The 24,854-nt window shown below is 69.1% G+C and carries 18 protein-coding genes and 2 riboswitches; of the genes, 7 read left to right on the forward strand and 11 right to left on the reverse strand.

Annotation, left to right across the window (positions count from 1 at the left end; translation table 11 throughout):
* Positions 1 to 80: 80 nt before the first annotated feature.
* The 7 genes from F3J18_RS25125 to F3J18_RS25155 form a co-directional block, all read right to left on the reverse strand.
* Positions 81 to 335, reverse strand: coding sequence for an acyl carrier protein (locus F3J18_RS25125; RefSeq protein ID WP_025102325.1), 255 nt, complete (start codon positions 333 to 335; stop codon positions 81 to 83).
* A 62-nt stretch (positions 336 to 397) separates the two neighbouring features.
* Positions 398 to 1,534, reverse strand: coding sequence for a hypothetical protein (locus F3J18_RS25130; RefSeq protein WP_166914808.1), 1,137 nt, complete (start codon positions 1,532 to 1,534; stop codon positions 398 to 400).
* A gap of 14 nt (positions 1,535 to 1,548) precedes the next feature.
* Positions 1,549 to 2,733, reverse strand: coding sequence for a hypothetical protein (locus tag F3J18_RS25135; protein WP_166914823.1), 1,185 nt, complete (start codon positions 2,731 to 2,733; stop codon positions 1,549 to 1,551).
* 154 nt (positions 2,734 to 2,887) lie between these two features.
* Positions 2,888 to 3,673 carry an outer membrane lipoprotein-sorting protein gene (locus F3J18_RS25140; RefSeq protein WP_227742686.1) on the reverse strand — a complete coding sequence of 262 codons (786 nt, stop codon included), beginning with the start codon at positions 3,671 to 3,673 and terminating at the stop codon, positions 2,888 to 2,890.
* Positions 3,670 to 4,887: an FtsX-like permease family protein gene (locus F3J18_RS25145; RefSeq protein ID WP_166914810.1), complete on the reverse strand. Its 1,218-nt coding sequence runs from the start codon at positions 4,885 to 4,887 to the stop codon at positions 3,670 to 3,672. The genes F3J18_RS25140 and F3J18_RS25145 overlap by 4 nt, the downstream gene beginning before the upstream one ends.
* Complete coding sequence (locus tag F3J18_RS25150; RefSeq protein ID WP_025099951.1) at positions 4,859 to 5,587, reverse strand: ABC transporter ATP-binding protein; 729 nt, start codon at positions 5,585 to 5,587, stop codon at positions 4,859 to 4,861. Before F3J18_RS25150 ends, F3J18_RS25145 begins: the two co-directional genes overlap by 29 nt.
* Complete coding sequence (locus F3J18_RS25155; protein WP_345891760.1) at positions 5,584 to 7,362, reverse strand: AMP-binding protein; 1,779 nt, start codon at positions 7,360 to 7,362, stop codon at positions 5,584 to 5,586. The genes F3J18_RS25150 and F3J18_RS25155 overlap by 4 nt, the downstream gene beginning before the upstream one ends.
* Before the next feature lie 393 nt (positions 7,363 to 7,755).
* Here F3J18_RS25155 and F3J18_RS25160 point away from each other — a divergent pair, with 393 nt between their 5' ends.
* Both F3J18_RS25160 and F3J18_RS25165 read left to right on the forward strand, forming a co-directional pair.
* Entirely contained in the window at positions 7,756 to 8,655 is a 900-nt protein-coding gene (locus tag F3J18_RS25160; RefSeq protein ID WP_166914812.1) for a diiron oxygenase, read from the forward strand.
* A gap of 742 nt (positions 8,656 to 9,397) precedes the next feature.
* Positions 9,398 to 10,378: a LysR substrate-binding domain-containing protein gene (locus F3J18_RS25165; protein ID WP_240154767.1), complete on the forward strand. Its 981-nt coding sequence runs from the start codon at positions 9,398 to 9,400 to the stop codon at positions 10,376 to 10,378.
* A gap of 37 nt (positions 10,379 to 10,415) precedes the next feature.
* On the opposite strand, the gene F3J18_RS25170 is transcribed toward F3J18_RS25165, so the two are convergent.
* Positions 10,416 to 11,483, reverse strand: coding sequence for an ABC transporter substrate-binding protein (locus F3J18_RS25170; protein ID WP_166914816.1), 1,068 nt, complete (start codon positions 11,481 to 11,483; stop codon positions 10,416 to 10,418).
* Between the two features lie 140 nt (positions 11,484 to 11,623).
* Positions 11,624 to 11,746, reverse strand: a riboswitch (guanidine-I (ykkC/yxkD leader).
* Between the two features lie 66 nt (positions 11,747 to 11,812).
* The gene (locus F3J18_RS38590; RefSeq protein WP_269112951.1) at positions 11,813 to 11,938 is read right to left on the reverse strand and encodes a hypothetical protein; all 126 of its coding nucleotides are present in this window, start codon (positions 11,936 to 11,938) and stop codon (positions 11,813 to 11,815) included.
* 403 nt (positions 11,939 to 12,341) lie between these two features.
* Positions 12,342 to 12,467, forward strand: a riboswitch (guanidine-I (ykkC/yxkD leader).
* A gap of 53 nt (positions 12,468 to 12,520) precedes the next feature.
* On the opposite strand from F3J18_RS38590, the gene F3J18_RS25175 reads away from it, so the two are divergent.
* From F3J18_RS25175 to F3J18_RS25195, 5 genes are all read left to right on the forward strand, one after another.
* Positions 12,521 to 13,267 (forward strand): urea amidolyase associated protein UAAP1, encoded by a 747-nt coding sequence (locus F3J18_RS25175; RefSeq protein WP_025099956.1) that lies wholly within the window; start codon positions 12,521 to 12,523, stop codon positions 13,265 to 13,267.
* A gap of 11 nt (positions 13,268 to 13,278) precedes the next feature.
* Positions 13,279 to 13,935, forward strand: a complete 657-nt coding sequence (locus F3J18_RS25180; protein WP_013691315.1) for an urea amidolyase associated protein UAAP2 — start codon at positions 13,279 to 13,281, stop codon at positions 13,933 to 13,935.
* Entirely contained in the window at positions 13,932 to 17,552 is a 3,621-nt protein-coding gene (uca, locus tag F3J18_RS25185) for an urea carboxylase (protein WP_166914818.1), read from the forward strand. Before F3J18_RS25180 ends, uca begins: the two co-directional genes overlap by 4 nt.
* Before the next feature lie 86 nt (positions 17,553 to 17,638).
* Positions 17,639 to 18,640: an ABC transporter permease gene (locus F3J18_RS25190; protein WP_166914820.1), complete on the forward strand. Its 1,002-nt coding sequence runs from the start codon at positions 17,639 to 17,641 to the stop codon at positions 18,638 to 18,640.
* A 65-nt stretch (positions 18,641 to 18,705) separates the two neighbouring features.
* Positions 18,706 to 19,623, forward strand: a complete 918-nt coding sequence (locus F3J18_RS25195; protein WP_025099959.1) for an ABC transporter ATP-binding protein — start codon at positions 18,706 to 18,708, stop codon at positions 19,621 to 19,623.
* A gap of 43 nt (positions 19,624 to 19,666) precedes the next feature.
* Here F3J18_RS25195 and F3J18_RS25200 read toward each other — a convergent pair whose 3' ends face one another.
* Together F3J18_RS25200 and F3J18_RS25205 are read right to left on the reverse strand one after the other, a co-directional pair.
* Complete coding sequence (locus tag F3J18_RS25200) at positions 19,667 to 22,291, reverse strand: GH92 family glycosyl hydrolase (RefSeq protein ID WP_166914822.1); 2,625 nt, start codon at positions 22,289 to 22,291, stop codon at positions 19,667 to 19,669.
* Positions 22,292 to 22,771: 480 nt separating this feature from the next.
* Complete coding sequence (locus tag F3J18_RS25205; RefSeq protein ID WP_345892530.1) at positions 22,772 to 24,832, reverse strand: TonB-dependent siderophore receptor; 2,061 nt, start codon at positions 24,830 to 24,832, stop codon at positions 22,772 to 22,774.
* Positions 24,833 to 24,854: the final 22 nt, after the last annotated feature.

The following is a 24,854-nucleotide window of genomic DNA, read 5'->3' on the forward strand; positions in this document are numbered from 1 at the left end:
GCAGCGCCGCGGCCACGGCGGCCGGAGCGGCTGCCGCGACCTCGGCCGGGCGGGTGGGCGCGCTGATCGGCATGGCGGCCTCAGGCGGCGTGCTGCTGGCTGCGCAACTGCGCGTCGAGCTGCTGCAGCGTGGTGTACTGCGTGATGTTCAGCGCTTCCGGGTCGATCGAGCCGTAGAGCTGCTCGCAGAACACGATCAGCTCGACGATGTTGAGCGAATCGATGCCGAGTTCGCCGATGCCGGCGCCGGTGTCGACGGTCTCGACGTTGAGGATCTTGGCGACTTCGCGGGACAGGATCTCGAGGGCGTCGGCCGGGACGTTGGGGTTGCTCATGGTCTGGCTCCTTCGTGCAAGTGGTCGGGTAAAGGGGAACGGCTTGGGATTACAGGGCCGGCTCAATGGCCGGCTTCACTGCGCAGGCTCTTGCGAAGCTCGTGGTAACAACGGTAGGAACTGCCTTCCATCTTCGTGAACGCCAGCAGGTCGCGCTGGTCGTCGAAGCTCGCGACGGCCCGGCCGCGCACCAGCGCGCCGAGGAATTCGTTGGACAGCAGCTTGATGGCCAGCACGCGCTGGACCTTGCCGAAGCTGTAGTGCGCGATCTCGGTCTGGCTGCGCGCGGCCTCGGCGATGAAGTGATGCACGCCGCGCAGCTCGGGGCTCAGCGCGAGGCGGCCGGTTTTTTCCAGCCAGGCAACGTGCGCCATCAGCGCGCGCACGAAGTAGGGGCGCACCACCGTCAGGTACTTGTTGAACACGGTCGGGCCGCCGATGCGCAGGCGGTCGCCGGCACCCACCCGCACCTCGCCGGCGACATTGGCCAACTGCAGGTTGCCGGCCAGGAACGGCGCGCCGAAGGTGTCGCGCCGCAGCTTGCGGTACTCGTCGGGCCACACCAGGTAGGCGGCCGGGAACATCACGCCGGGCAGGCGCGCGGCGATCACCGCCATGCAGTCGCGATGGGCCTCGATGCCCCACACCTTGTCCACGTGCAGGCCGATGCCCTGCTCGTCGCTGCGCGCCAGGGTCTTCCAGCCGGCCAGGCTCGGACCGCCGCCGTCGCTCATCAGGAAGGCGAAGTTGTGGCCGGCATCGATGCATTCGCAGGCGCGGCGGTTCTGGTCCTCGGTGAAGAACAGCCCGAACATGATGCGGATGAAGGCGCGCATGAAGGGCTTGAAGTGGCCGTGCAGGCCCTCGTCGGCGATCTGCAGCAGCAACTGCTCGGTGAGCGGCGCCTCGTCGTGCGCGAGCGGCGTGGAGGCCGGCGATTCGGGCAAGGGCTCGGGCCGCGTGTCGCGCAGCGCGATCACCATCTCGCTGTCGAGCAGGCGCAGCGCGGCGTCCTCCACCAGCGCCACGGCCGCGGCGGGCGGGCCGCCCGCCAGTTCGAGATGGCGCAGCACCGGGAAGGCCGCCGGCGAGGCGGCCTGCGGGCCGGCCGGTGCCGCGCGCGGCGGCGCGTCCGGCGCGGCGGGCAGCAGGATCGGATCGACGGTGTCGGGCGGGGACAGGAAGGAGACGGTGGACATGGTGGGGTTCCGGGTCAGAAACGCACGCGCAGCGCGGCGTCGATCTGGGTGCTGAGGCCGACCGCGCGATATTCCGAGCCGCTGCCGGCGAACGCGTGGGTCAGGGCGAAATCGAGACTGGTGCGCTTGCCGATGTCGGCCACCACCTGCGCGATGGTCAGCAGCCCCTTGTCCTGCGGCGAGTAGATGCCGCGGATCGAATACTCGACGTGGCCGATCTTCTTGCCGGCGCGCACGAACAGGTAGTCGCGCAGGCTGCCGTCCACGCTGACCGCGTCGGCGGTGGCGCCCAGCCCCGCCAGCGCGAGGTTCGGCTCGGCCGCCAGCAGCGCGTGATTGGCGTTGATCGAGTTGACGATGCGGCGCCACTGGCTCGCGTCGTAGCGCGCCTCGTCGTGCGACCACTCGACGATCAGCGAGACGTTGCCGGGCAGCGCGCTTTGCAGGCCGAGCGCGCTGCGCCACATGTACTGGCGGTCGTTGCGGCGGTCGACGAGGTCATAGGCGTCGGCCTGGTCGAGCGGCGTGCCGTCGGCCAGGAAGCGCGGCACCGCGCGCGTGGTGCCGCGCTCGATCCAGCCGCTCGCATAGACCGTGCTCGATTTGCCGACGTCGAGCGAGAGCGTGCCGCCGGTGCCGCCGTGCGCGGCGTGGCGGCCCGCTAGCAGCGAGGCGGAGCCGCCGTCCCAGTTGGTGGCCACGCGCAGCAGCTGGGTCGCGCCCTCGACGTCGCGGTTGTCGACATCGCTGCGCAGGCTGCGGTTCCAGCCCGCGATGGCCTGCACCGTGGTGGTCTCGCCCGCCCACTTCAGGTCGACCAGCGGCGTGCCCTCGACGTCGCCGTAGCGATCGTAGATGTCGGCCGAGGCCGCGCGCTTCTGGAAGAAGCCGAGCGGGAAGAAGGCCTGCGAGGTGTCGAGCGCGTCGATGCGCTTGCCGGCCGTGATGCTCAGGCCGTTGTCGAAGGCGTAGCGCAGGCCGGCTTCGTTGAAGCGGCTGGCCTGCGCGCCGAGCGAGTGGTCGGCGGCCACCAGGCGCGCGTTGGCGAACAGGTTCTCGCCGTCGAGCCGGAACAGCGCGGCGGCCTCCTGGTGGTCGCGCGGTTCGCTGCCGATCAGGTCGGCGAGCAGCGCGTGGCCGTCGAAGGCATCGACGCTGCGCACGTAGCCGACCCCGCTGAAGCTGCCGAGCTGGTCCATCAGCGATTCCCCCCTTGCCGCGACGGCATGGCAGGCGAGCGCCAGCGCGGCGCCGAGGCAGGCACCGGCGCGCGCGCCGCGCGGCGTGCCGGCGATGGCGGCCGGGCTGGCCAAGCGCATGGGGCGGCGGGGGCACGGAGCATGGCGGTCGGCCTCACTGCGCATCGGCGAGCGTGTCGGGATTGAACCAGCCCGACGGAATCCGGTGCGGCTTGCCGTCTAGGATGTCGACGACGCTGGCGCGCTGTTTCTCGACCTCGTTGCGGTAGGTGATCTGGCGGATCACCTTGCGGCCGTCCACCTCGACCGGCGTGGCGAAGTCGGCGCTGCGGAACAGCAGGCCGCTGGCGAGGAAGAACTGCGCGCGAATCGGCACGTCGGTGCCGGTGGCCACCCACAGCTTGATGCTCGGGTAGACGTTGTCGGGATCGGTGGCGGCGAGGTCCAGCTCGGTGGCCGCGCGGCCGTCGATGGTGGCGGCCGCGCCGGTCGTGGCGCGATAGCTGTCGGCCCAGTGGGTGCGCGTGATGTCGCTGATCACCACCTCGCCCTGCAGCCGCTGCATGCCGTTGATGCGCACCGCGCTGCGCGTGTTGGGCACGTAGAACCAGTGGCCGCGCGTGGTGGCCAGGTACTTCTGGCCGTCGTTCTCGCCGCTGCGGGTGAGCGCCAGCGTGTCGCCGTTGGCGCGCGTGTAGACCAGGTAGCGCGTCGCGTCGTCCTGTTGCTGGCCCACCAGGTTGGTGATGCGAATGTCGGTCTGCGTGTCCGAGCTGGTGCTGCGATAGGCGTCGGCGCGTGCCAGCATGGTCTGCGCGGCGGGCTGGTCGGCGGCCAGCGCGCGGGGCGCGGACAGCAGCGCCAGCGTGCCCGCGCAGAGCGTCAGGGCGGTGCCGAAGGCGGCGAGCAGCGTGCGCGGCGGCGGGAGGCGAAGCATCATGATGCGAGACCCTCGATGATGTTGCGTTTGGCGAGCCCGAGCGTGGCGAAGCCGGCGGCGGCGATGCCGAGCACCACGAAGGCGGCCTCGACGGCGGCCACCGCGGTCGGCGTCACGGCGAATTCGAGCAGGATCGGCTTGACGCGCCCCGGGGGCGGCGGGAGATGGATCTGGGCGTGATTGAGCGCGAGCATCGCGAGCACCGCGCAGGCGATGCCGAGCGCCGCGCCGATCAGGCCCAGCAGCGCGGTTTCCTGGACCAGCACCCAGCGCACCGTGGCGGTCGGCACGCCGATCGCGCGCAGCGTGGAGATTTCGCGGCGCCGCTCGACGATGCTCATCAGGATCCAGTTGCTCATCGACAGCAGGATGGTCAGCGAGAGGATCGCACCGAACACCGAGAACTGGTTGCGATAGAGCGAGACGATCTGGTGGTAGAGCGAGACCAGCTGGTCCCAGCTGCGCACGTCGAGCGCGGGCAGGGCGGCGCGCAGCGCGGCGACCGCGGCCGGGGTGGCGTCGGTGTGCGCCAGGAAGATCGCCAGGCGCGAGACGCGGTCGGTGCGCAGCAGCGCCTGCGCGGCCGGCAGCGTGATGTTGACGATGCGCTCGTCGACATCCTTGGTGCCGGTGCTCATCACGCCGACGATCTGCGCGTCGGTGGCGTTGATGCCGCCGTGCGCGGTCGACACCATCAGCTGCACCACCGAGCCGGTGTGCACGCCGAGCTTGCGGGCCAGCTCGGCGCCGACCACCACCTCGGTGCCCGGCGCCGACGGCGACAGGTAGCGTCCCGACAGCACCGCGTGATAGTCGAAGTAGCCCGGCGGCTCGCGGGCCGGCTCGACGCCCACGCCGACGAAGCCGTAGCTGAGGTCGCCGTTCGAGATCAGGCCGTCGAAGTCGATCTCGCGAGCGGTGGTGGCCACGCCCGGCAGCGCGGCCACGGCGCGTTGCGCGTCGGCCTGCTCGGCGGCGCTCAGGCCGTATTGCAGCGGCTTCTCGCCGATCAGGTCGAGGTAGCCGCGGTGCATCACCTGCAGGTGGCCGACGCCGCTGTCGATCGAGCCCTCGCGCACCGCGTCGAAGGTCGCCGCCACGTAGCCGAGCGCGATGCTGGCGGCGAACGCGGCCACGCCGATCATCGCCATGGTCAGGAGGGTTCGGCGCCGGTTGCGCCAGAGGTTACGCCACGCGTACGTCAGCCAGTTCACCTTGAGCTCCCAGAATGCCGTCGCGCATCTCGATGCGGCGGGGCAGGCGCGCGCACAGACGTTCGTCATGCGAAGCGATCAGAAAGGCCGTGCCGAGCGTGCGGTTGGTGTTCAGCACCAGTTCGGCGACGGCTTGTGCATTGGCGCTGTCGAGGCTGGCGGTCGGCTCGTCGGCGATCACCAGCGCCGGCTCCTTGGCCAGCGCCCGCGCCAGCGCCACGCGCTGCTGCTCGCCGCCCGAGAGCTGGCCGGGCCGGTGCCGCTCGCGCGCGGACAGGCCCACCGCGTCCAGCATCGCGCGCGCCTGTTCGCGACGCGTGCGCGGCGTGCCCCAGGCGAAGCAGCCCAGTTCGACGTTCTCCAGTGCCGACAGCACCGGGATCAGGTTGAAGTGCTGGAACACGAAGCCGATCCGCTCGCGGCGCACGCGCTCGAGCGCGGCCGGCGAGTCGTCGATCTCGCGGCCCTCCAGCCGGCGCGTGCCCGAGCTCGGCACGTCGAGGAAGCCGGCCAGGTTGAGCAGGGTGCTCTTGCCGCTGCCCGAGGGGCCGACCAGCGCGACCACGTCGCCGCGCCGGATCACCAGGTCCGCGTCGCGCACCGCCACCAGTTTCTCGGCGCCCGCGTAGCGGCGCGTGACGCCGAGCAGCTCGAGGACGATCGGCGCCGCGTCGAGCGGCGGCTGGCTCAGGTCGGTCATGCCAGTGCCCCTTGCAGCGCCGGCTTGCCGGCCGCCGCGGCGGGCGCTGCCACCAGGGACAGCGCGCCCTGCGTGTACAGCTCGCGGCACTTCAGGCGCTGCAGCTTGCCGCTGGTGGTGCGCGGCAGCGAGCCGGGCTCGACGAAGCAGAGGTCCTGCGCCGCGAAGCCGATGCGTGCGCCCAGCAGTTGCTGGCATTCCAGGCGGGTCTGCGCGCTGGCGTCCACCGGGCGCGTCTCGATCGCCACCACCAGGCGCTCGGTGCCGCTGGCCGTATCGGGGCAGCCGAAGGCGATGCAGGTGCTCTTGCGCAGCAGCGGATGCGCGCTCAGCGCGTCCTCGATCTCGTGCGGGAAGTAGTTGCTGCCGCGGATGATGATCACTTCCTTCTTGCGGCCGAGGATGTAGAGCTGCTCGTCGGCGACATAGCCGATGTCTCCGGTCAGGAAGGCGCCGTTCGGCGTCAGCGGCGCGACGATCTCGCCGCTGCCGGCGTCGAGGTAGCCGAGCATCAGCGAGCTGCCGCGGATCGCGATCTCGCCGGCCTGCCGCTCGGCGAGCGTCGCGCCGTGCTCGTCGACGATCTCGTAGCGCATGCCGGGAATCGGCTTGCCCATCGCCAGCACCAGTTCGCGCTCCGGCGCCGGCGCGTCGGCCTCGGCCGGCGCCACCGGCTCGGCCGCGCGCCGCTCGATCAGGGCGCGCTTGTCGATGGCGTCGGCGATCACGTAGGGCGCGCCCTCGATCCGGCCCGCGTGCCAGGCGCGATGCATCGAGACCGCCAGCGTCGATTCGGCCATGCCGTAGCACGGCTGCAAGGCCGAGGCATCGAGGCCATGCGGCGCGAAGGTGGTGGCGAAGTCGCGCAGCGTATCGGCGTCGACGCGTTCGCCGCCGATGAAGATGTTCCGGCAGGCCGACAGGTCGACGCCTTCCATGGCGGCGGCATTGAAGCGGCGCACGCAGTAGCGCAGCGCGAAGGTCGGCACCGAGGTGGTGGTGGCGCGCGTCGCGGCGATGCGCTTGAGCCAGCCGAGCGGGTTGCGGATGAAGCTGTTGGGCTGCATGAACAGCAGCGGCGCGCGATAGTGCAGGTTCGACAGCAGGGTGAGCAGCCCCATGTCGTGGTAGAGCGGCAGCCACGAGACGGTGCCGTCGCCCTGCTCGATATCGAACAGCACCGCGCCGCCGATGCCGAGCACGTTCGCGATCACGTTGGCGTGGCTCAGCACGGCTGCCTTCGGATGCGAGGTCGAGCCCGAGGTCAGTTGCACGTGATGCGGATCGTTGCCGGACTTGGCGCTGATGAAGGGCTGCGCGCCGGCCTCGGCGGCAGCCGCGAAGCTGGCGGCGTCGATCACCCGGGTGCCGGCCGAGACGACGGGCGCGGCCTGCCAGACCGGCGCGAGCGCGTCGAGGCCGATGGCCAGGCGCGGGCGGTACAGCTCGCAGGCCACCTCGGCCACCTGCCGGACTTCGCCGCTGCGTTTCGCCGGGACCGGCACCGTGCACGGCAGCGCGCCCGCCATCACGCAGGCCATCATCGCGACCGCGTGCTCGACCGAGGCGGGCAGGGCCAGCATCACGATGTCGTTCTCGCGGATGCCGAGCTCGCGCAGCGCGCCGGCATGGCGCAGCACCGCTTCGGCGAAGCCGTGATAGTCGATCGAGGTCTCTTGCCCGGCGTCGTCGACGAAACTCATGCGATGCGCGGCACCGGGGCCGCCCTCGAGCGCATCGAGCAGACGATGGGTTGTGGAAGCGCAATGTGTCACGGCCTGGCCCTCCTGGATGAGCGGGGCGCAGGCCCCGTCGAACGGAGTCGATTCTTGTCGCAACCGGCGAGGCGCGACAAACGCAATCTCGGCAGGCTATGCATGCGTGCCATGCATCCACGCCGCGCGCGGTGCCGCGCGCCTGCCTCGGCGGGCGGTTCATGCCTGGGCCTCATGCATCGCGTTCGGAAAAGTCGCTTGTCCGTGCCGCGTGTCGTACCAACAATGGGGGACGACGCAGGGGCCATTGCACGCGCGAGCGCGGCGCGTGATCCACGCGTATCAGAATGATGTTCCGATCCTCGCCGTCGATGGGTTCGCGGCGGGTGCGTGCCGCGCGCAAGGCGCCCGCGTGCGCATGCCGTGTCCGGCGCCGCCCGGGATTCGACGACGATGCTTTATCCGGAACTGTATCAATCGCTCGAGGCAGTACGCTGGAACATGCATGCCGACATCGACTGGAACGCCTTCGATGCGGCGCGGCTCAGCGACGAGCAGGCCATCACGATCCGCATGAACGCGATCACCGAGTGGTCGGCGCTGCCGGCCACCGAGATGTTCCTGCGCGACAACCGGCACGACAGCGATTTCTCCGCCTTCATGAGCATCTGGTTCTTCGAGGAGCAGAAGCACTCGCTGGTGCTGATGGAGTACCTGCGCCGCTTCCGGCCCGAGCTGGTGCCGACCGAGGCCGAACTGCACGCGGTGCGCTTCGAGTTCGATCCGGCGCCGCCGCTGGAAACGCTGATGCTGCATTTCTGCGGCGAGATCCGCCTGAACCACTGGTATCGCCGCGCGGCCGAGTGGCATACCGAGCCGGTGATCCGCCAGGTCTACGAGATCATTTCGCGCGACGAGGCCCGCCACGGCGGCGCCTACCTGCGCTACATGAAGCAGGCGCTGGCGCGCCAGGGCGATGTCGCGCGCGCCGCGTTCGCCAAGCTCGGCGTGCTGATGGCATCGGCGCGCCGCACCGAGAAGCCCCTGCATCCCACCAACCTGCACGTGAACCAGTCGCTGTTCCCGCGGGATACCGTGCAGTCGCGCCTGCCCGATCCGGCGTGGCTCGAGCGCTGGCTCGACGAGCAGATCCGCTTCGACGGCGAATGGGAGAAAAAAGTGGTCGACCGGATCCTGCACAACCTGTCGATCCTGTTCGAGCGTCCGATTGCGTCGGTGCAGGAATTGAACCGCTATCGCAAGGAGGTGGTCGCGCGCCTGCCTGCTTGCGCCGCCATGCACGTTGGCGACGGGCGGGCGGAACCTGCCCGCGGCGCGACCATGCCGGCCTGAGGGCGGGCCGGGCACGCGCAGGCCCGGACGCGCGCGCGAAACCATCGCCCGTGCATCGCCCGTGGTGAACCGGTTCCGGTTGCCGCGCGGCGATTTTTCGTTTACCTCCCTGGTGTGAACAATTGGATTGGCGATTAATCGGCTATTTCTTTATGAGCGATTCATTGAGTTATGGGTTTATGGTTTTTTCGATGTGGCAGTATTGATTCATTGAACGATTTGCCGGATTGATGCCGTGCGGGCGGCACGAATAACCGGATTTGTTTGTTTTTGGAAATGAAATCGTCGGGTAAATGTATGGTGTGAAAATTTGAGCGTTGACGGGTGATTCCATGACTTCTCTTGCCAGGCAAGCGATTTCATGGAGTGAAATAATATCTGGAGAGGATTGCCTGGCGGCCTTCGGCGGAAGATTCGTCAATCTTCGGAGTGAATCCAATTCGATTTACGATTTCATTTTTATATATTTCAAATATATAACGTCAATTGTATTCGAGAATTTACTCGTTCGAGTTTGGAAATGCTGGTAGATTGCATTCTGGAAATGATGGCGTCATGATCCGGCGTGACAATGAGGTTTTTGAATTGACGGGCGGAGTTGGCGTATCGCACTCCGAAATAACATCCGTGTCGCATCGCCGACGGCGGAAACAATGAGGGCATGGCCCACCGCGGGCCTGGCGCCGAGGACCACATGCGGCGCATCGATGTGAGAGGTCGCAGTATGGCAAGTGCAAAACGTTTGAAGAACCTGCCGTCGCTCGATTTTCTGAGAGGTTTCGAATGCGCGGCACGTCATCTGAGCTTTACCAAGGCCGGCCAGGAATTGAACGTCACGCAGTCGGCCGTGAGCCGCCAGGTCAAGGCGCTCGAGGAGCGGCTGCGCATCGAGCTGTTCCACCGGCATATCCGCGCGCTGACGCTCACCGACGAGGGACGCGCCTTGTATGGCGCGATCTCGGGCGCGCTGTCGGATATCGAGCACGCGATCGATGCGCTTTCCGAGTGCGTCGCGCAGCGCGCCGTCTCCTTGTCCACCACGGCCTCGTTCGCGGCCTTGTGGCTGATTCCGCGCCTCAGTTCGTTTCGCGTGAAGCACCCCGATATCGACGTGCGCGTGTCCGCCACCAATGAAATCGAGGACATCAGGCGAAAACGTTTGAACTTCGCAGTCCGATATATGGCGCCCGACATGCTGGCGCCGGGCATGCGCGTGTTGTTCCGCGAGCGCGTGGTGGCGGTCTGCAGCCCGAGCCTGGCCAGCGCGCACGGCATGCCGATCCGCACGCCCGCCGATCTCGAGCGCCACGTGCTGCTGCACATGGGCGACGCGCGCGGCCAGGCGCCGTGGTATTCCTGGAGCACCTTGCAGAAGGCGCTGGGCGTGCCGCGCATGAAGCAGGCCGGCGGCCTGACCTTCAGCCAGTACGACCAGCTGGTGCAGGCGGCGGTGGATGGACATGGCATCGCGATCGGCCGTCGGCCGCTGGTGGACGGGCTGATCCGCCAGGGGCGCCTGGTCGAGCTGTTCGGCGATTGCTCGGTGCCGTCGGGCAGCTACGTGCTGCTCAACAACGACGAGATGTCGGGCAGCGCCGACGCGGCGGTGCTGGTCGACTGGCTGCTCGGCGAGGCGGGGCGGCACGGTGCGCCGCGCATCGCCAGGGCCGAACCGATCGCGATCGGCGAGGGCGCCGCGCCGCGGCTGCACAGCGTCGGTTGAGGCGCCGGCGCGCCCCCTGCCGGCCGGCGCCGGCCCCTCAGTTCGCGTTCACCAGCGACGGGTCGATATAGGTCGGCACGTCCTGCGCCTGCTTGTAGACCGCGTTGCGCACGTTGAAGCGATCGGCGTTGGCGGTCGAGCCGTAGATCGAATCCAGCCCCGTGCCCTTGTGGAAGGCCTGCTTCGCGGCGGCCGCGTCCAGCAGGTGGGTGCCCTTCAGGAGCGGCAGGTACTGCTCCGGCGTGAGCCCGACGCGCGCGGCCATGATCTTCACCGCATCGGCCTGGGTCTTCGGATCGGCGATATAGGCCACGCAGCGATACCAGACCCGGATCACCTTGGCCCAGTCGGCGCGGCGCGCCGCGAGGCTGGTGGGCGAGACCGACAGCGCGTCGTAGATCAGGCCCGGCGCATCGGCCGAGGTGAAGATCGGCCGCGCGCCCGGCACGCGCTTGAGCGCCTCGCCCGCGTTCGGCTGCCAGGCCGCCACCGCCGCGATATCGGGCGCCGAGCCCAGCACCTGCGGCAGCTCGTTGGTCTTGGCGTTGACCAGGGTGACGTCGCCGTCCTTCATGCCGTGCTTCTGCAGCGCGGTCTCGACCAGCAGGTGGTCCACCAGGCCCAGCTCGACGCCGATCTTCCTGCCCTTCAACTGCTCGACGCTGCGCAGCGGCGGCTTGGCGATGATCATGTCGTTGCCGGCCGAGTAATCGGTCAGCAGGATCATGGTGTTCTTCGCGCCCGAGGCGCCGGTCACCAGCGCGTCGCCGTTGGTGACCGTCACTGCGTCGAGCTTGCCGGCCGAGAAGGCGTCGAGCGAGGCCGAATAGTCGAACCACTCGAAGTCGACGTCCACTCCCGCATCCTTGAACCAGCCCTTGTCGAGCGCGACCTGGAACGCGACCCAGCCCGGCCAGTCGCTATAGCCGATCTTCAGCGGCGGCGCCGCGTGCGCGAGCGGCGCGGCGCAGAGGGCGGACAGCGCGCCGGCCAGCGCGACGGCATGCAGCGCGCGGCGCGCGGGAGCGGCAAGCTGGACGAGCGGGGCGGGACGGGAGGAGCAGGCGGCCAGCAGGCGGCGCAGGGGAGAGGCAAAGCGGTTCATCGTGAACTCCGGCGTATCTGGGATGGCGTGACGTCGAACCGGCCCGCGCATCGCGCGGGCCGCTGGCGTGGCCGGATCTCCGGAATCGGTGCGGAACGAAAAAACGGCCACGGAGAGGCGCGGTAGCGATCGCTACGCTGCTCTCCCGGGCTTTTGTCCCGCCGTGTAGCACGTGTCCCGCGCATCGCGCGCCGGCCCGTGCCGGGCTGCTCTCGGACCAGGCATCGCGCTCGCGCGCGACCGGAACCCTAGCACCCCTAAGATGCGACTTCGCCGCACCTCTCGCTCGCTGGTCGAGCGAAAAGCATGCCAGCGACGTGCGGCCCGATTCAGCGGGCGCCGTCCTCGCGAGCGGCGCGAGCCAGCGCGTCGCGGCGCGCGGCGCGCTGCAATTCGATGAAGCGCGCGGCAAACAACAGGGCCAGCGCGTTGCGCAAGCTCAGCATGGTCTTCATTCCGGTCTCCTCGGGGATGGCGATGCGAGAGGCCGTGCAATGGCCGTGCCATCCCGCGATTCGCGGCTTGCGCAGGCACGCGCAAGGCGCTTGAAAGCAGGCCGGGCGCGATGGCGCGCCGGCTCGTGCGTGCCGTCTCGCGCGGCCCTCGCGACGCGCGTCGACGGTGCGCGCCGCGCATGGCCGTGGTGCGCGGGCCCGGGTGCATGCACGATGCGAGGGCGCGGCGCCGATCGCGCCGATGCCGTCCAGGCGACGGCACGCAAGCCGCGCGAAAACCCCCGCGCGCCAGTGCCGCCGCGCTTCTCCGTTGCTCCAACCCGCCGCGCCGGCATCGCTTTTCCATCACTGGCACGCAAATCGCTTGATAGCGAACCGAGAGGTGCGAAGCGATTTGCATCATCTTCAGGATCGCTAGGGTTCCGGTCGCGCTTGAGCGCGATGCCTGGTCCGAGAGCGTTCCGGTCTTGCCGACGGCCTCGTCCGAGGTCGCGGCGAGGCTCCACGGAGGGATAAAAGCCCGGGAGGTCGCGATGACGTCATCGCCCTCTCATGCCATCCCATCCGATCCCAGGAGCCTCGATGACTTCCCAATCCCTCCCGCCGATCCCGCACGTGCTGTGGGAGACGCTGATCCCGGCCGGCACCCACTGGTCGGGCTGCCTGCGGCGCGGCCTGGCGCTGCGCATCGTCGATCTCGAAGGCGGCGCGAACCTGTCCGCCGTGTTCCATCGCCAGGAAGACCTGCTCGAACGCTACAACATGGCCGACACGCTCAAGGCGCAGCACACCGCCCATCTGACGGCCGGCCATGCGCTGCATACCGACATGGGCCGCGTGATCGCCTCGATCACGGCCGACACGCTGGGCTGGCACGATCCGCTGGGCGGGGTGGGCGACGCCGCGCTGTTCGCCGCCAAGTACGGCAGCACGCAATACCAGCAGCAGCGCAACGCGATGATCCGCAACGGCCGCGACAGCCTGGTGCTCGAACTCGCCAAGCACGGGCTCGGCCTGCGCGACCTGGCCGCCAACGTGAATTTCTTCAGCCGGCTGGCCAGCGGCGCCGACGGCGAGCTCGAGTTCGTGGCCGGCCACTCGGCGCCCGGCAGCGCCTTCGACCTGCGCTTCGAGATGAACACGCTGGCCGCCTTCTCGAGCGCCCCGCATCCGCTCGACCCGTCCTCCACCTACGCGCCCCGCCCGGTCAAGCTGATTGCCTACCGCGCCTATCCGGCCGACGGCGCGGCCGGCGCCGACGACCTCTGCCGCAACTCGCGCCCGGAGAACGGCCGCGCCTTCATCAACACCGACCGCCTGTTCGCCTGAGGAGCGCCGCCATGACGATCATCGAAAGCCGTCTCGATCCGCGCGACGCGAGCTACGACCACACGCTGCCCTCGGGCGAGCCCTGGCTGCACGAGCTCAAGCAGGGGCAGGTGCTGCGCATCCTCGACCTGGAAGGCAACCAGGCTGTCGACACGCTGTTCTACAGCAGCCACGATCCGGCCGAGCGCTACAGCGCGCAGGACACGATCCGCGCGCAGCGACGGATCTACCTCGGCGCCGGCAGCGTGCTGATGTCGAACCTCGGCCGCCCGCTGGCCACCATCGTGGCCGATACCTGCGGGCGCCACGACACGCTGGGCGGCGCCTGCGCGGCCGAGAGCAATACCGTGCGCTACGCGCTGGAGAAGCGCCACATGCACAACTGCCGCGACTCCTTCCTGAAGGCCATCACGCATTGCAGCTGCGGGGTCGGCACGCGCCTGTCCAAGCGCGACCTGGTGGGCAACGTCAACTTCTTCATGAACGTGCCGGTGACGCCCGAGGGCGGCCTGAGCTTCGAGGACGGCATCTCCGCGCCCGGCAAGTACGTGGAGATGCGCGCCGAGCAGGACCTCACGGTGCTGATCTCGAACTGTCCGCAGCTCAACAATCCCTGCAACGGCTACAACCCCACGCCGGTGCGGCTGACGATCTGGGAGGCGCGATGAGATTCGCCAAGGTGCTGGTCGCCAATCGCGGCGAGATCGCCTGCCGCGTGATCCGCACGCTCAGGCGGCTGGGCATCGCCTCGGTGGCGGTCTATTCCGAAGCGGACCGGCACGCGCCGCATGTCGGCCTGGCCGACCAGGCGGTCTGCATCGGCCCCGCCAGCGCCGCCGACAGCTACCTGAGGATGGAGGCGATCCTGGCCGCCGCGCGCGAGACCGGTGCGCAGGCGATCCATCCCGGCTACGGCTTCCTGTCCGAGAACCCGGCCTTCGCCGAGGCCTGCGAGGCGGCCGGGCTGCGCTTCATCGGGCCGCGCGCCGCGCAGATGCGCGCCTTCGGGCTCAAGCACAGCGCCCGCGAGATCGCGCGCGAGCAGGGCGTGCCGCTGCTGCCGGGCACCGGCTTGCTGGCCGATGCGGCAGCCGCGCTGGAAGCCGCCGGGCGGATCGGTTATCCGGTGATGCTCAAGAGCACGGCCGGCGGCGGCGGGATCGGCATGTCGCTGTGCCGCGATGCCGGGCAACTGGCCGCCGCCTTCGAGACCGTCGCGCGACTGGGCGCGGCGAACTTCGCGAACGCCGGCGTGTTCGTCGAGAAGTACGTCGAGGCCGCGCGCCATATCGAGGTGCAGATCTTCGGCGACGGGCGCGGCGAGGTGATCGCGCTCGGCGAACGCGACTGCTCGGTGCAGCGGCGCAACCAGAAGGTGATCGAGGAAACCCCGGCGCCGGGCCTCACTGACGCCGAACGCGCCGGGCTGCATGCCGGCGCGGTGCGGCTCGCGAAGGCGGTGGACTACGCCTCGGCCGGCACCGTCGAATACGTGTTCGACGCCGAGGCGCGGCGCTTCTATTTCCTGGAGGTGAATACGCGCCTGCAGGTCGAGCACTGCGTGACCGAGGAGGTGACCGGCACCGACCTGGTGGAATGGATGATCCTCGAGGCCGAGGGCGACCTGCCGCCGCTCGCCGCGCTGGCGGCCGGCGCGCCGCCGCGCGGCGCGAGCATCCAGGTGCGGCTCTACGCCGAGGATCCGAACAAGCGCTTCCAGCCCAGCGCGGGCCTGCTCACGCATGTCGAGTTCCCGGCCGGGGCGCGCGTGGAGAGCTGGGTCGAGGCCGGCACCGAGGTCAGCGCCCATTACGATCCGCTGCTGGCCAAGCTGATCGTGGCGGGCGACACGCGCGAGGCCGCGCTCGCGAAGCTGCGCGAGGCGCTGGCGAGCACCACGCTGTATGGCATCGAGACCAATCTCGACTACCTGCGCGCGATCGTCGGCTCGGACACCTTCGCGCGCGCCGCGCAGACCACCGCCTTCCTGTCGCGCTTCGTGTTCGCGCCGCATACCGTCGACGTGCTCGACGGCGGCATCCAGACCACCGTGCAGCAGACGCCGGGCCGCACCGGCTACTGGAATATCGGCGTGCCGCCCTCGGGTCCGATGGACGACCGCTCCTTCGACCTGGCCAACCGCCTGCTCGGCAACCCCGCCGAGGCGGCCGGGCTCGAATTCACCATGGTCGGCGCGACGCTGCGCTTCAACTGCGCGGCGCTGTTCGTGCTCGGCGGCGCCGCGTTCGCGGCCACGCTCGACGGCGAGCCGGTGCCGGCCTGGCAGGTCCGGCGCGCAGCTCCCGGCGCCGTGCTCAAGCTCGGCGGCGTGACGGGGCCCGGCGTGCGCGCCTGCCTGGCCGTGAAGGGCGGGCTGCAGGTGCCCGACTACCTGGGCAGCAAGGCCACCTTCACGCTGGGCCAGTTCGGCGGCCATGCGGGGCGCGCGCTGCGCAAGGGCGACGTGCTGCACCTCGATGCCGGCGCCGGGCGCGGCGAGGCCGGCGCGGTGCTGGCCGAGCGCGAGCGGCCGCAACTGACCCAGGCCTGGACGCTGGGCGTGCTCGACGGGCCGCATGGCGCGCCCGACTTCTTCACGCCCGACGATATCGCGATGCTCTACGACACGGCCTGGGTGGTGCACTACAACTCGAGCCGCACGGGTGTGCGCCTGGTCGGGCCGAAGCCGCGCTGGGCCCGCAGCGACGGCGGCGAGGCCGGCCTGCATCCCTCCAACATCCACGACAACGCCTATGCGATCGGCGCGGTCGATTTCACCGGCGACATGCCGGTGATCCTCGGCCCGGACGGCCCCAGCCTGGGCGGCTTCGTGTGCCCGGTGACGGTGGTGCGCGACGAGCTGTGGAAGCTCGGGCAACTGCGGCCCGGCGATACGGTGCGTTTCGCGCCGGCCGCGCGCGCTGCGGCTCCCGTCCCGGAAGAAACCGCCGCCGACGAGATCGATGCACGCGCAACCAAGCCGCTTACGGCGCCGGATTGCGTGCTGCTGCGCGATCCGGATGCCGGGCGCGGCATCGGCGTGGTCTACCGCCGCTCCGGCGACAGCAACGTGCTGATCGAATACGGCCCACCCGTGCTCGACCTCGAGCTGCGTTTTCGCGTGCATGCGCTGATGGGATGGCTGGAGGCGCATCCGCTGCCCGGCATCGTCGATCTCACGCCGGGGATCCGCTCGCTGCAGGTCCATGTCGATCCCGATCGGCTGCCGATCGCGCGGCTGCTCGACCACCTGCGCCGCGCCGAGCACGAGCTGCCCGACGATGCCGAGGCGCGCGTGCCGAACCGCATCGTGCACCTGCCGCTGTCCTGGGACGATCCCTCGACGCGCATCGCGATCGAGCGCTACATGCAGTCGGTGCGCCCCGACGCGCCCTGGTGCCCCAGCAATATCGAATTCATCCGCCGCATCAACGGGCTCGATTCGATCGAGGACGTCAAGCGCATCGTGTTCGACGCGCGCTATCTCGTGATGGGGCTCGGCGACGTCTACCTCGGCGCGCCGGTGGCCACGCCGCTCGATCCGCGCCACCGTCTGGTGACCACCAAGTACAACCCGGCGCGCACCTGGACGCCGGAAAACGCGGTCGGCATCGGCGGGGCCTATCTGTGCGTCTACGGCATGGAAGGGCCGGGCGGCTACCAGTTCGTCGGTCGCACCGTGCAGATGTGGAACCGCTATCGCAGCACGCGCGAGTTCGAGCCCGGCAAGCCCTGGCTGCTGCGCTTCTTCGACGAGATCCGCTTTTACGAAGTCAGCGAGGCCGAGCTGGCCGCCTTGCGCGAGGACTTCACGGCGGGCCGCGCGAGCCTGCGCATCGAGCCGTCGAGCTTCGATCTCGGCGAATACCGGCGCTTCCTGCGCGACCAGGCCGATTCGATCGCCGCCTTCAAGACGCGCCAGCAGGCCGCCTTCGATGCCGAGCGCGAGCGCTGGCGGCTGACGGGCCAGGCCGATTACGTCGACGAGACCTCGGCCGGCGGCTCGGAAGGAAGCGCGAACCCGGCGGTGGCCGACGCGCTGGATCCGGCGCGCCGCGCGGTGACGGCCGACGTCTCGGGCTCGGTCTGGAAGCTGCTGGTGGAGGTGGGCGCGACGGTGGCCGAGGGCGAGCCGATCGCGATCCTCGAATCGATGAAGATGGAGGTGACGGTGCAGGCCGCCGAGGCGGGCGTGATCGACGCGATCGATTGCGCGGTGGGCGCGCCGGTGGCGGCGGGGCAGCGCCTGATGGTGATCCGCACCGGCGAGGCGGTGAGCGCCTGAAGGCGCTGGCCGCCGTGCCCGAATCCGCTGCCCGATCAACGTACCGCGCCGCCCGGGAAGGCGGCGCGGTCAACCTGGAGAACGGAATGAACACCGTCCCCCGACATACCGACCGCAGCAATCGCGCCCCTCGCACCGACTGGCTCTCGGTGCGTCGCGAGCTGTCCCCCCGCGCCCGCTGGACGCTGGGCCTGGGCTCCTTCCTGCTGCCGCTGCTGGTGTGGTGCGTGATCAGCTACCTGCCCTTCGTCTGGCATCCGCAGATGCTGATCACCAACCCCGGCAGCGTCGATTATTTCCAGCCCGGCATGCGCGTCGATCGCGCCGTGTTCGACGACGAACTCGCCCACGCGCGCGAGGCCCATGCCGCGCTGCCGGCCGGCACCCGCGCGAACCCGGTCTACCTGCCGGCGCCGCACGAGGTGCTGCGCGCCTTCTACACGGCCTTCACCACGCCGCCGGCCTCGCGCGAGGGCGTGTGGCTGCACCAGAGCCTCTGGCACAGCATCCAGGTGATCTTCTGGGGCTTCGTGATCTCCTCGGCGCTGGGCGTGCCGATCGGCATCCTGTGCGGCGTGTTCGGCGCGGTGGCGCGCCTGAACGAGCCCTTCCTCGAGTTCTTCCGCTACCTGCCCGCGCCGGCCTTCGGCGCGCTGATGGTGGCTGTGCTCGGCATCTACGACGCGCCGAAGATCGCCATCATCGTGATCGGCACCTTCTTCCAGCAGGTGCTGATCGTCGCCAACACCACGCGCAAGCTCGACTACGCGCTGTTCGAGGCGGCCATGACGCTGGGCGCGAAGAAGCCGGGGCTGGTCGCGCACGTGGCGATCCCCGGCATCCTGCCCGACCTGTATCGCGACCAGCGCATCCTGCTGGGCTGGGCCTGGACCTACCTGATCGTCGCGGAGCTGGTGGGCACCAGCTCGGGCATCACCTGGTACATCAGCCAGCAGGCGCGCTACCAGCATTTCGACAATGTTTACGCGGCGATCCTGATGATCGGGATCATCGGCCTGGGCACCGACATCGTGCTCGGGCTGCTGGGCCGCAAGCTGTTTCCGTGGGACCGCGCGCAGCGCGCCTGAGGCGAGCGCGTGCCTTGCCGATGAACCCGATCGATCGACCGACCCTGCCAGATGCCGAGGCGACCATGCAGAACCCCCAAGCCGTTCCGTCCTACCTGATCCAGTCCGATGCCGTGCGCGAGCGTTTCGACAAGCTCAAGGCGCGCGAGGTGATCCTCGAGGTCAAGGACCTCGGCAAGCGCTACCGCAGCCCGCAGGGCGAATGCGTCGCGCTCGACGGCATCCGCTTTCGCACGCACCGGCGCGAGTTCGTCTGCGTGATCGGGCCGTCGGGCTGCGGCAAGTCCACCCTGATCCGGATCCTGGCCGGGCTCGACACCCAGACCAGCGGCGAGGTGCTGCTCGACGGCAAGCCGGTGCACGGCCCCGGCGCGGATCGCGGCATGGTGTTCCAGGGCTATACGCTGTTTCCCTGGCTGAGCGTGAAGCGCAACGTGATGTTCGGACTGCGCATGAACGGCAGCAGCCGCGGCGAGGCCGAGCGCGAGGCGCTGCAATGGCTCGACCTGGTGGGACTGACCAAGTTCGCGGAGGTTTATCCGCACCAGCTCTCGGGCGGCATGAAGCAGCGCGTGGCGATCGCGCGGGCGCTGGCGAACCGGCCGCGCATCCTGCTGATGGACGAGCCCTTCGGCGCGCTGGACGCGCAGACGCGCGCGAAGATGCAGTCGCACCTGCTCGACATCTGGCGCAACATCGACATCACGATCCTGTTCATCACCCACGATCTGGACGAGGCGATCCTGCTGGCGGACCGGATCCTGGTGCTCAAGGCGAATCCGGGCGCGGTGCAGGAGCTGATCGAGGTGCCGGTGCCGCGCCCGCGCGGCGCGGGGCAGATGAATACGCCGGAGTTCCTCGCCACCAAGGCGCGGCTCGAGGCGCTGATCCATCCGCCCGAGCCGGCCGGCGAGGCGGCGGCCGAGGACGAGGTCCGGCCGCATCTGATCCGGCTGACCGACGTGGCCGATAACGTCGAATGATTGGTTCGACGTATCGGCCGGCGCCGGCTCGCCGGTGCCGCGCTCAGCGCGCCGGCTGCGGCGTCGCCACCGCCTTGGTGTAGTCGGCGGCCGGGCCCGAGGGCGGCGCCAGCGACGCATCGCTGGCCCAGTCGGTCGGCGTCGACGACAGCGTGTAGCGCAGCGTGCCGCCGTCGGCGATCGCCGCGATCGGCAGCCACGAGCCCTGGTAGGTCTTGCCGTTCAGCTCCACCGACTTGATGTAGGGCTTGTTGTTGACCAGCGCCTCGTCGTCGGCCTCGATGCGCAGCTTCTTGCGGCCGTCGTCGAGCCAGACCGTCATGCCCTTGAACTGTGGCGTGGACATCGCCAGCCCCGGCGCGGACGGCACCACCGGGTAGAGGCCCAGGCTCGCCCACAGATAGAAGCCCGAGGTCGCGCCGAGGTCGTCGTTGCCGGGCAGCCCGCCGGGCGTGTTGAAGAAGGTCTTGTTCATCACCAGCGGGATCACGAACTGCGTGAGCTGCGGCTTGCCGGTCCAGTTGTAGGCCCAGGGCGTCTGCAGCGAGGGCTCGTTGCCGATGTAGAGCGTGGTGCCGTCCTGGCCGCTGTTGAGCGTGGCGGCGCTCGGCAGCGGGCCGTTGAACGGGTCGCTCAGGCTCAGGCCGAACAAGGTGTTCAGGCGGTCGATGGCGGCCTGCTTGCCGCCCAGGCGATTGATCAGCTCCGTGTAGTCGTGGCCGATGGTCCAGGTGTAGTTGGGTTCGGTCGATTCGTGGAAGCCGCCGCCGTCCAGGCCGCTGTAGATCCAGTTGCCGCTGGCGTCCTTCGGCACCAGCCCCCTGGTTTCGCCCTTGTTGTAGTTCTGGCTCGGCGGGATGCTGGCGTTGAAGATGTTGGTCCAGTTGCGCGCGCGGCCATGCAGGGTGGTCACGCTGCTGGCGTCCTCGGCGCGGCCCAGCGCGGCCAGGAAGTTGGCGACCGATTCGTCGGTGGCGGTCAGCTCCAGCGTCATCGAGCCGGCGTGATGGCTGGCCGCCGCGTTGGTCGAGACGTAGCCGTTCTTCTGGTAGAAGCTGCCGATGCTGCTCACCCCCACCGTGTCGTCCACCGCCGCCATGTTGTTGCAGGCGCCCTCGACGAAGGCGCTGCCGGGCCCGCCGGTGCCGAAGGCCGATTGCAGCATGTAGCCGCGCGCCGTGCCGATATCGAAACCGCGCGCGCCGAAGGCGTAGGCGGCCGCGATCACGTTGGGCGCGTGGTCGCCTTCCATCGGCTTGGTGTCGTCCGAGCCGTCCACCCAGTGCGGGAAGGCCCCGCATTGCTTCGCGTCGGCCACCAGCGACTGCATCATGTCGCTGGTTTCAGCGGGGAACAGCAGCGCCTGCAACTGCGTTTCCGAGCGATAGGTGTCCCACAGCGAGAAGCCCGAATAATGCGTGCGATAGGCGTTCGGATTGCCCGGCACCGGATATTGCGCGACGTTGGCCACGTCGCGCGCCGGCGCCGTGTTGCCCGGCGCGTTGAGATTGGCCTGGCGCATGCTGCGGTATTCGCCGTTCACGTCGCTGTAGACGGTCGGCCCGGCCATGGTGTGATAGAGCGCCGTGTAGAACTGCGTGACGTAGTTGCGCGCCGCGCTCGCCTTGCTGCCCAGCGCATCGATCGCGCCGCCTTGCGCGAGATCGAGCTGGATGGTGTTGAGCCGGTGGTTCCAGACGGCATCCTGGTCGGACCTGACCGTGTCGAAGGACCAGCCCGGGTTTTCCGTCTGCAGGTTCAGCTTGGCGTTCGCGACGCTGACCGAGGAGATGCCGATCTTCACCTGCACCACCGTCGCGCTGCCCGGCTTCGCCGCGAAGCCGGCGGTGGTCACGCCGTTGGCGGCGGTGGTGGTCTTGGCGTCGAGCGGCGCATCGAAGGCCATGTAGAAATACACGGGCTTGTACCAGGTGCCGCCGCAGAACGCGCCCACCACGGTCTGGCCCGAGACGGTATTGGCCTGCGTGTCCGCCGCGATGCTGACGAGCGAGGTCGAGACGCCGGACTTCATGCCGTTGCTGAGCCGTGCGTTGACCACCAGCTTGGGCGTGGTGCCGGCCGGGAAGGTGAGGCGCGCCATGCCGGTGCGCGTGGTGGCGGTGAATTCGTTGACGATGCCGTTGCCGGTCTTGACGCGGTAGTAGCCGGGCGAGGCGCTTTCGTCGCTGTGCGAGAAGTTCAGCGTGCCGCCGCCCGGGATCATCGCCACCGCGCCCTGGCCGCGACAGCCGGGGCCGTTCAGGTGCGTGAGGCTGAAGAAGTTGATGGTCTTGTCCTGGTAGTAGTAGCCGCCCGAGCCGTTGCCCCAGGGTTGTCCGCTGCCCGGCGTGTCGGGGCCGAAGCTGACCATGCCGAACGGTGTCTGCGCGGCCGGGTTCAGGTTGCCGGGATAGAGGCCGCCGGCATCGGGCGCGCCGGTGCCGATGAAGACGTTGACGAATTTCGTCAGGCCCGAGATGTCGGTGCGCGCGACCTGCTGCGCGCCGTTGCCGGCCGGCGTGGTGGCGCCGGCTTCGCCGGACGGGCCGCCGATGCTGGTCGGCCGGCTCTGGCTGGCCACCGAGGCGGGTGAGGAATCGAGGTCGCCGTTGCAGCCGGCGAGCAGGGCGATGCCTATCGCCGCCGCGAGTGTCAGGGTCTTGCGCATGCTTTGCCTCCAGGTGTTATCGATTCTTGTGCGTGTCGAGGCGCGATGCGACGCGTGACGCTCGCGCTCTTTGGAATCACGTGGAGTGTGCCTCGGGAGCGGCTTTAGCGGCTAATTGGAAAATTCCCTGATTTTTTCGAAATTTAGGTAAACAAAACGGCTGTTTATAAAATCTCGATCGATGCGGTGGATAAGCTGTAATTCTGACCCGCGATTGAATTGGAAATGGAAATAATTTCGCTGCCGCTTGCCGGGAAAGGCTTCCTGCAGTCGACCCCGTCGCGATCATGATGCGATGCAATATCCCGGTTTTCGGAATCGACGGGAAATGCCGCTTCGTGCCGGTCGAAATTCATTTCCGGAAATACGGTGAAAATTGCCTGGGGAAATTGAATCGTAAATGGAAAGGGGCGGCATCGAACGATGCCGCATTGATGAGCGAGGGGAGTCAGTGGCCGGGCCCGGGCGGGCCCGGCGCGATCAGAACGACACGGTGGTGGTCAGCGTGACGAGGCGCGGCTCGCCCACGGCGATGATCAGGTTGCTGTTGCTCGACGGGTAGTAGACCTTGTTGAACAGGTTGTTGACGTTGAGCTGGACCTTGGTCGGGAACTTGCCGATCTTGGTCTCGTAGGCGGCGAACGCATCCACCAGTGCATAACCGGGCAGCGTGAAGCTGTTGGCGGTATCGCCCGCGCGGCGGCCGACGAAGTGCGCGCCGGCGCCGAAGCGCCATTGGCCCGGCAGCGAGGCGATGCTGGTGTCGTAGACCGCGAACAGGCTGCCGGTATGGCGCGCCGCGTTGACCAGCGGCACGTTGGCCTGGCGGTCGATCGCGTCGGTGTAGGCGTAGCTGCCGATCACGCTCCAGTGACGCGTGATCTGGCCGGCCACGTCGAGCTCGACACCGCGCGAGCGCGCCGCGCCGATCGTCTGCGAGACGCCGTTGACGGTCACCGCCACGTTGCGCTTGTCGATCTGGTAGAGCGCCAGCGTGCCCGTCACGCTGTGGTTCAGCTCGAACTTCAGGCCCGTCTCCACCGAGCGGCCGGTGGTGGGCGGCAGCGGCGCGAGGCCGTCCACCGAGGAGTTCGGCACGAAGGAGCGGCTGGTGTTCACATAGGCCGACAGGCCCGGCGTGATCGCGTAGACCAGGCCCAGCGTGGGCAGCCAGACATGGCCGTGCGAATCGTCGGCCACCACGAAGGGGCGGCCCTGGCCCGCGAACTGCTGCCAGTTCTCCAGGCGGATCCCGGCCACCGCGGTGAGCCGCTCGCTCAGGTGCACGTTGTCCTGCGCCATGAACGAGTAGGTGTGGATCTTCGACAGGTTGTCGCTCTGCGAGGCGCTCGGCACCACGCCCGGCGGCAGCAGGCCATAGACCGGATCGAAGATCGTGAAGCCCTTGGTGGCGGTCCCGCGGATCGTGTCGCCGCGGAATTCGCGGCGACGTTCGTACTCCGTACCGAAGTAGAGATCGTTGCGGATGCCGCCCAGCGTCAGGTTGCCGAGCAGGCCGATCGAGGCGATCTGGTTCGAATCGTTGCGGCCGAGGTTGGCATCGGCGGTGCGCGAGACCGCGCCGGTGGCGCTGTTGAAGGCGGTGGCGCGCGTGATGTACTGGCCGTAGCGATCGCGGCCCCAGCTGTAGGCGGCGCGCACGCGCCAGTTGTCGCTGAGCTGGTGCTCGACCTTGGCCTGGAACATCTCCTGGATGCCGCTGCTCTGCGCCCAGGCTTCCTCGTAGCGGCGCGAGGCCAGCGCATCGTCGAGCTGGCCGTTGACCAGCACCGTGCCGCGATCGAAGGGCGTGGTGTAGTCGGCGTACTGGTAGCGGATCTCGATCGAGGTGCGCGCGTCGTGCCAGGACAGCGCCGGCGCGATCAGCGAGTCGCGTTCGCGGCCGAAGGTGCGCCAGTACTGGCTGGTGTTGTCCTCGCCGGTCAGGCGGAAGGCCAGCGTGCCGCCCGCCACCTGGCCCACGCCGCCGATCGGGCCGGTCAGGTCGAAGCTGCCGCCGGCGCCGCCGTGGTTGGTCTTCGAGGCCGAGATCGAGCCGCTGTATTCGTCCTCCGGCTTGCGCGTGATCAGGTTGATCACGCCGCCCGGCTCCTGCACGCCGTACAGCAGCGAGGTCGGCCCCTTCAGCACCTCGACGCGGTCGATCGCGGCCAGGTAGTTGTGCAGCACCGGCGAGCGCATGCCGTCCACCAGGATCGAGCCGTCGTCGTTGTTGCCGAAGCCGCGCTTGATGAAGGCGTCGCGCGTGCCGCCCAGCGTATTGGTCTGCACGATGCCGCTGACGTTGGAGAGCACGTCGTCGAGCGAGCGCGCGTGCTGGTCCTCGATCACCGTGCTGCTGACCACCGCCACCGCCTGCGGCACCTTCATCACCGACTGGTTCGGGAAGCCGGTGACCGAGGTGGTGCGCGGCTGGTAGCCGACGGTCGGCTCGGCGGCGGCCGCGCCGCGCACGCTGACGGTCGGCAGCGTGTGGGCCGCCGCGGCTTCGGTGGCCGGCGCGGCGCCGCTCGCGGCAATCGCCGGCGCGGCGGGCGCGGCC

This window comes from Burkholderia sp. Ax-1720, assembly GCF_011753035.1.
Taxonomy (GTDB): Bacteria; Pseudomonadota; Gammaproteobacteria; order Burkholderiales; family Burkholderiaceae; genus Burkholderia; species Burkholderia gladioli.

Coding starts and splice junctions, on each gene's coding strand:
- F3J18_RS25180 (WP_013691315.1), top strand. CDS start 13,279: ATGACGATCATCGAAAGCCGTCTCGATCCGCGCGACGCGAGCTACGAC.
- uca (WP_166914818.1), top strand. CDS start 13,932: ATGAGATTCGCCAAGGTGCTGGTCGCCAATCGCGGCGAGATCGCCTGC.
- F3J18_RS25130 (WP_166914808.1), bottom strand. CDS start 1,534: ATGTCCACCGTCTCCTTCCTGTCCCCGCCCGACACCGTCGATCCGATC.
- F3J18_RS25190 (WP_166914820.1), top strand. CDS start 17,639: ATGAACACCGTCCCCCGACATACCGACCGCAGCAATCGCGCCCCTCGC.
- F3J18_RS25195 (WP_025099959.1), top strand. CDS start 18,706: ATGCAGAACCCCCAAGCCGTTCCGTCCTACCTGATCCAGTCCGATGCC.
- F3J18_RS25135 (WP_166914823.1), bottom strand. CDS start 2,733: ATGGACCAGCTCGGCAGCTTCAGCGGGGTCGGCTACGTGCGCAGCGTC.
- F3J18_RS25200 (WP_166914822.1), bottom strand. CDS start 22,291: ATGCGCAAGACCCTGACACTCGCGGCGGCGATAGGCATCGCCCTGCTC.
- F3J18_RS25140 (WP_227742686.1), bottom strand. CDS start 3,673: ATGATGCTTCGCCTCCCGCCGCCGCGCACGCTGCTCGCCGCCTTCGGC.
- F3J18_RS25170 (WP_166914816.1), bottom strand. CDS start 11,483: ATGAACCGCTTTGCCTCTCCCCTGCGCCGCCTGCTGGCCGCCTGCTCC.
- F3J18_RS25150 (WP_025099951.1), bottom strand. CDS start 5,587: ATGACCGACCTGAGCCAGCCGCCGCTCGACGCGGCGCCGATCGTCCTC.
- F3J18_RS25125 (WP_025102325.1), bottom strand. CDS start 335: ATGAGCAACCCCAACGTCCCGGCCGACGCCCTCGAGATCCTGTCCCGC.
- F3J18_RS25175 (WP_025099956.1), top strand. CDS start 12,521: ATGACTTCCCAATCCCTCCCGCCGATCCCGCACGTGCTGTGGGAGACG.
- F3J18_RS25160 (WP_166914812.1), top strand. CDS start 7,756: ATGCTTTATCCGGAACTGTATCAATCGCTCGAGGCAGTACGCTGGAAC.
- F3J18_RS38590 (WP_269112951.1), bottom strand. CDS start 11,938: ATGAAGACCATGCTGAGCTTGCGCAACGCGCTGGCCCTGTTGTTTGCC.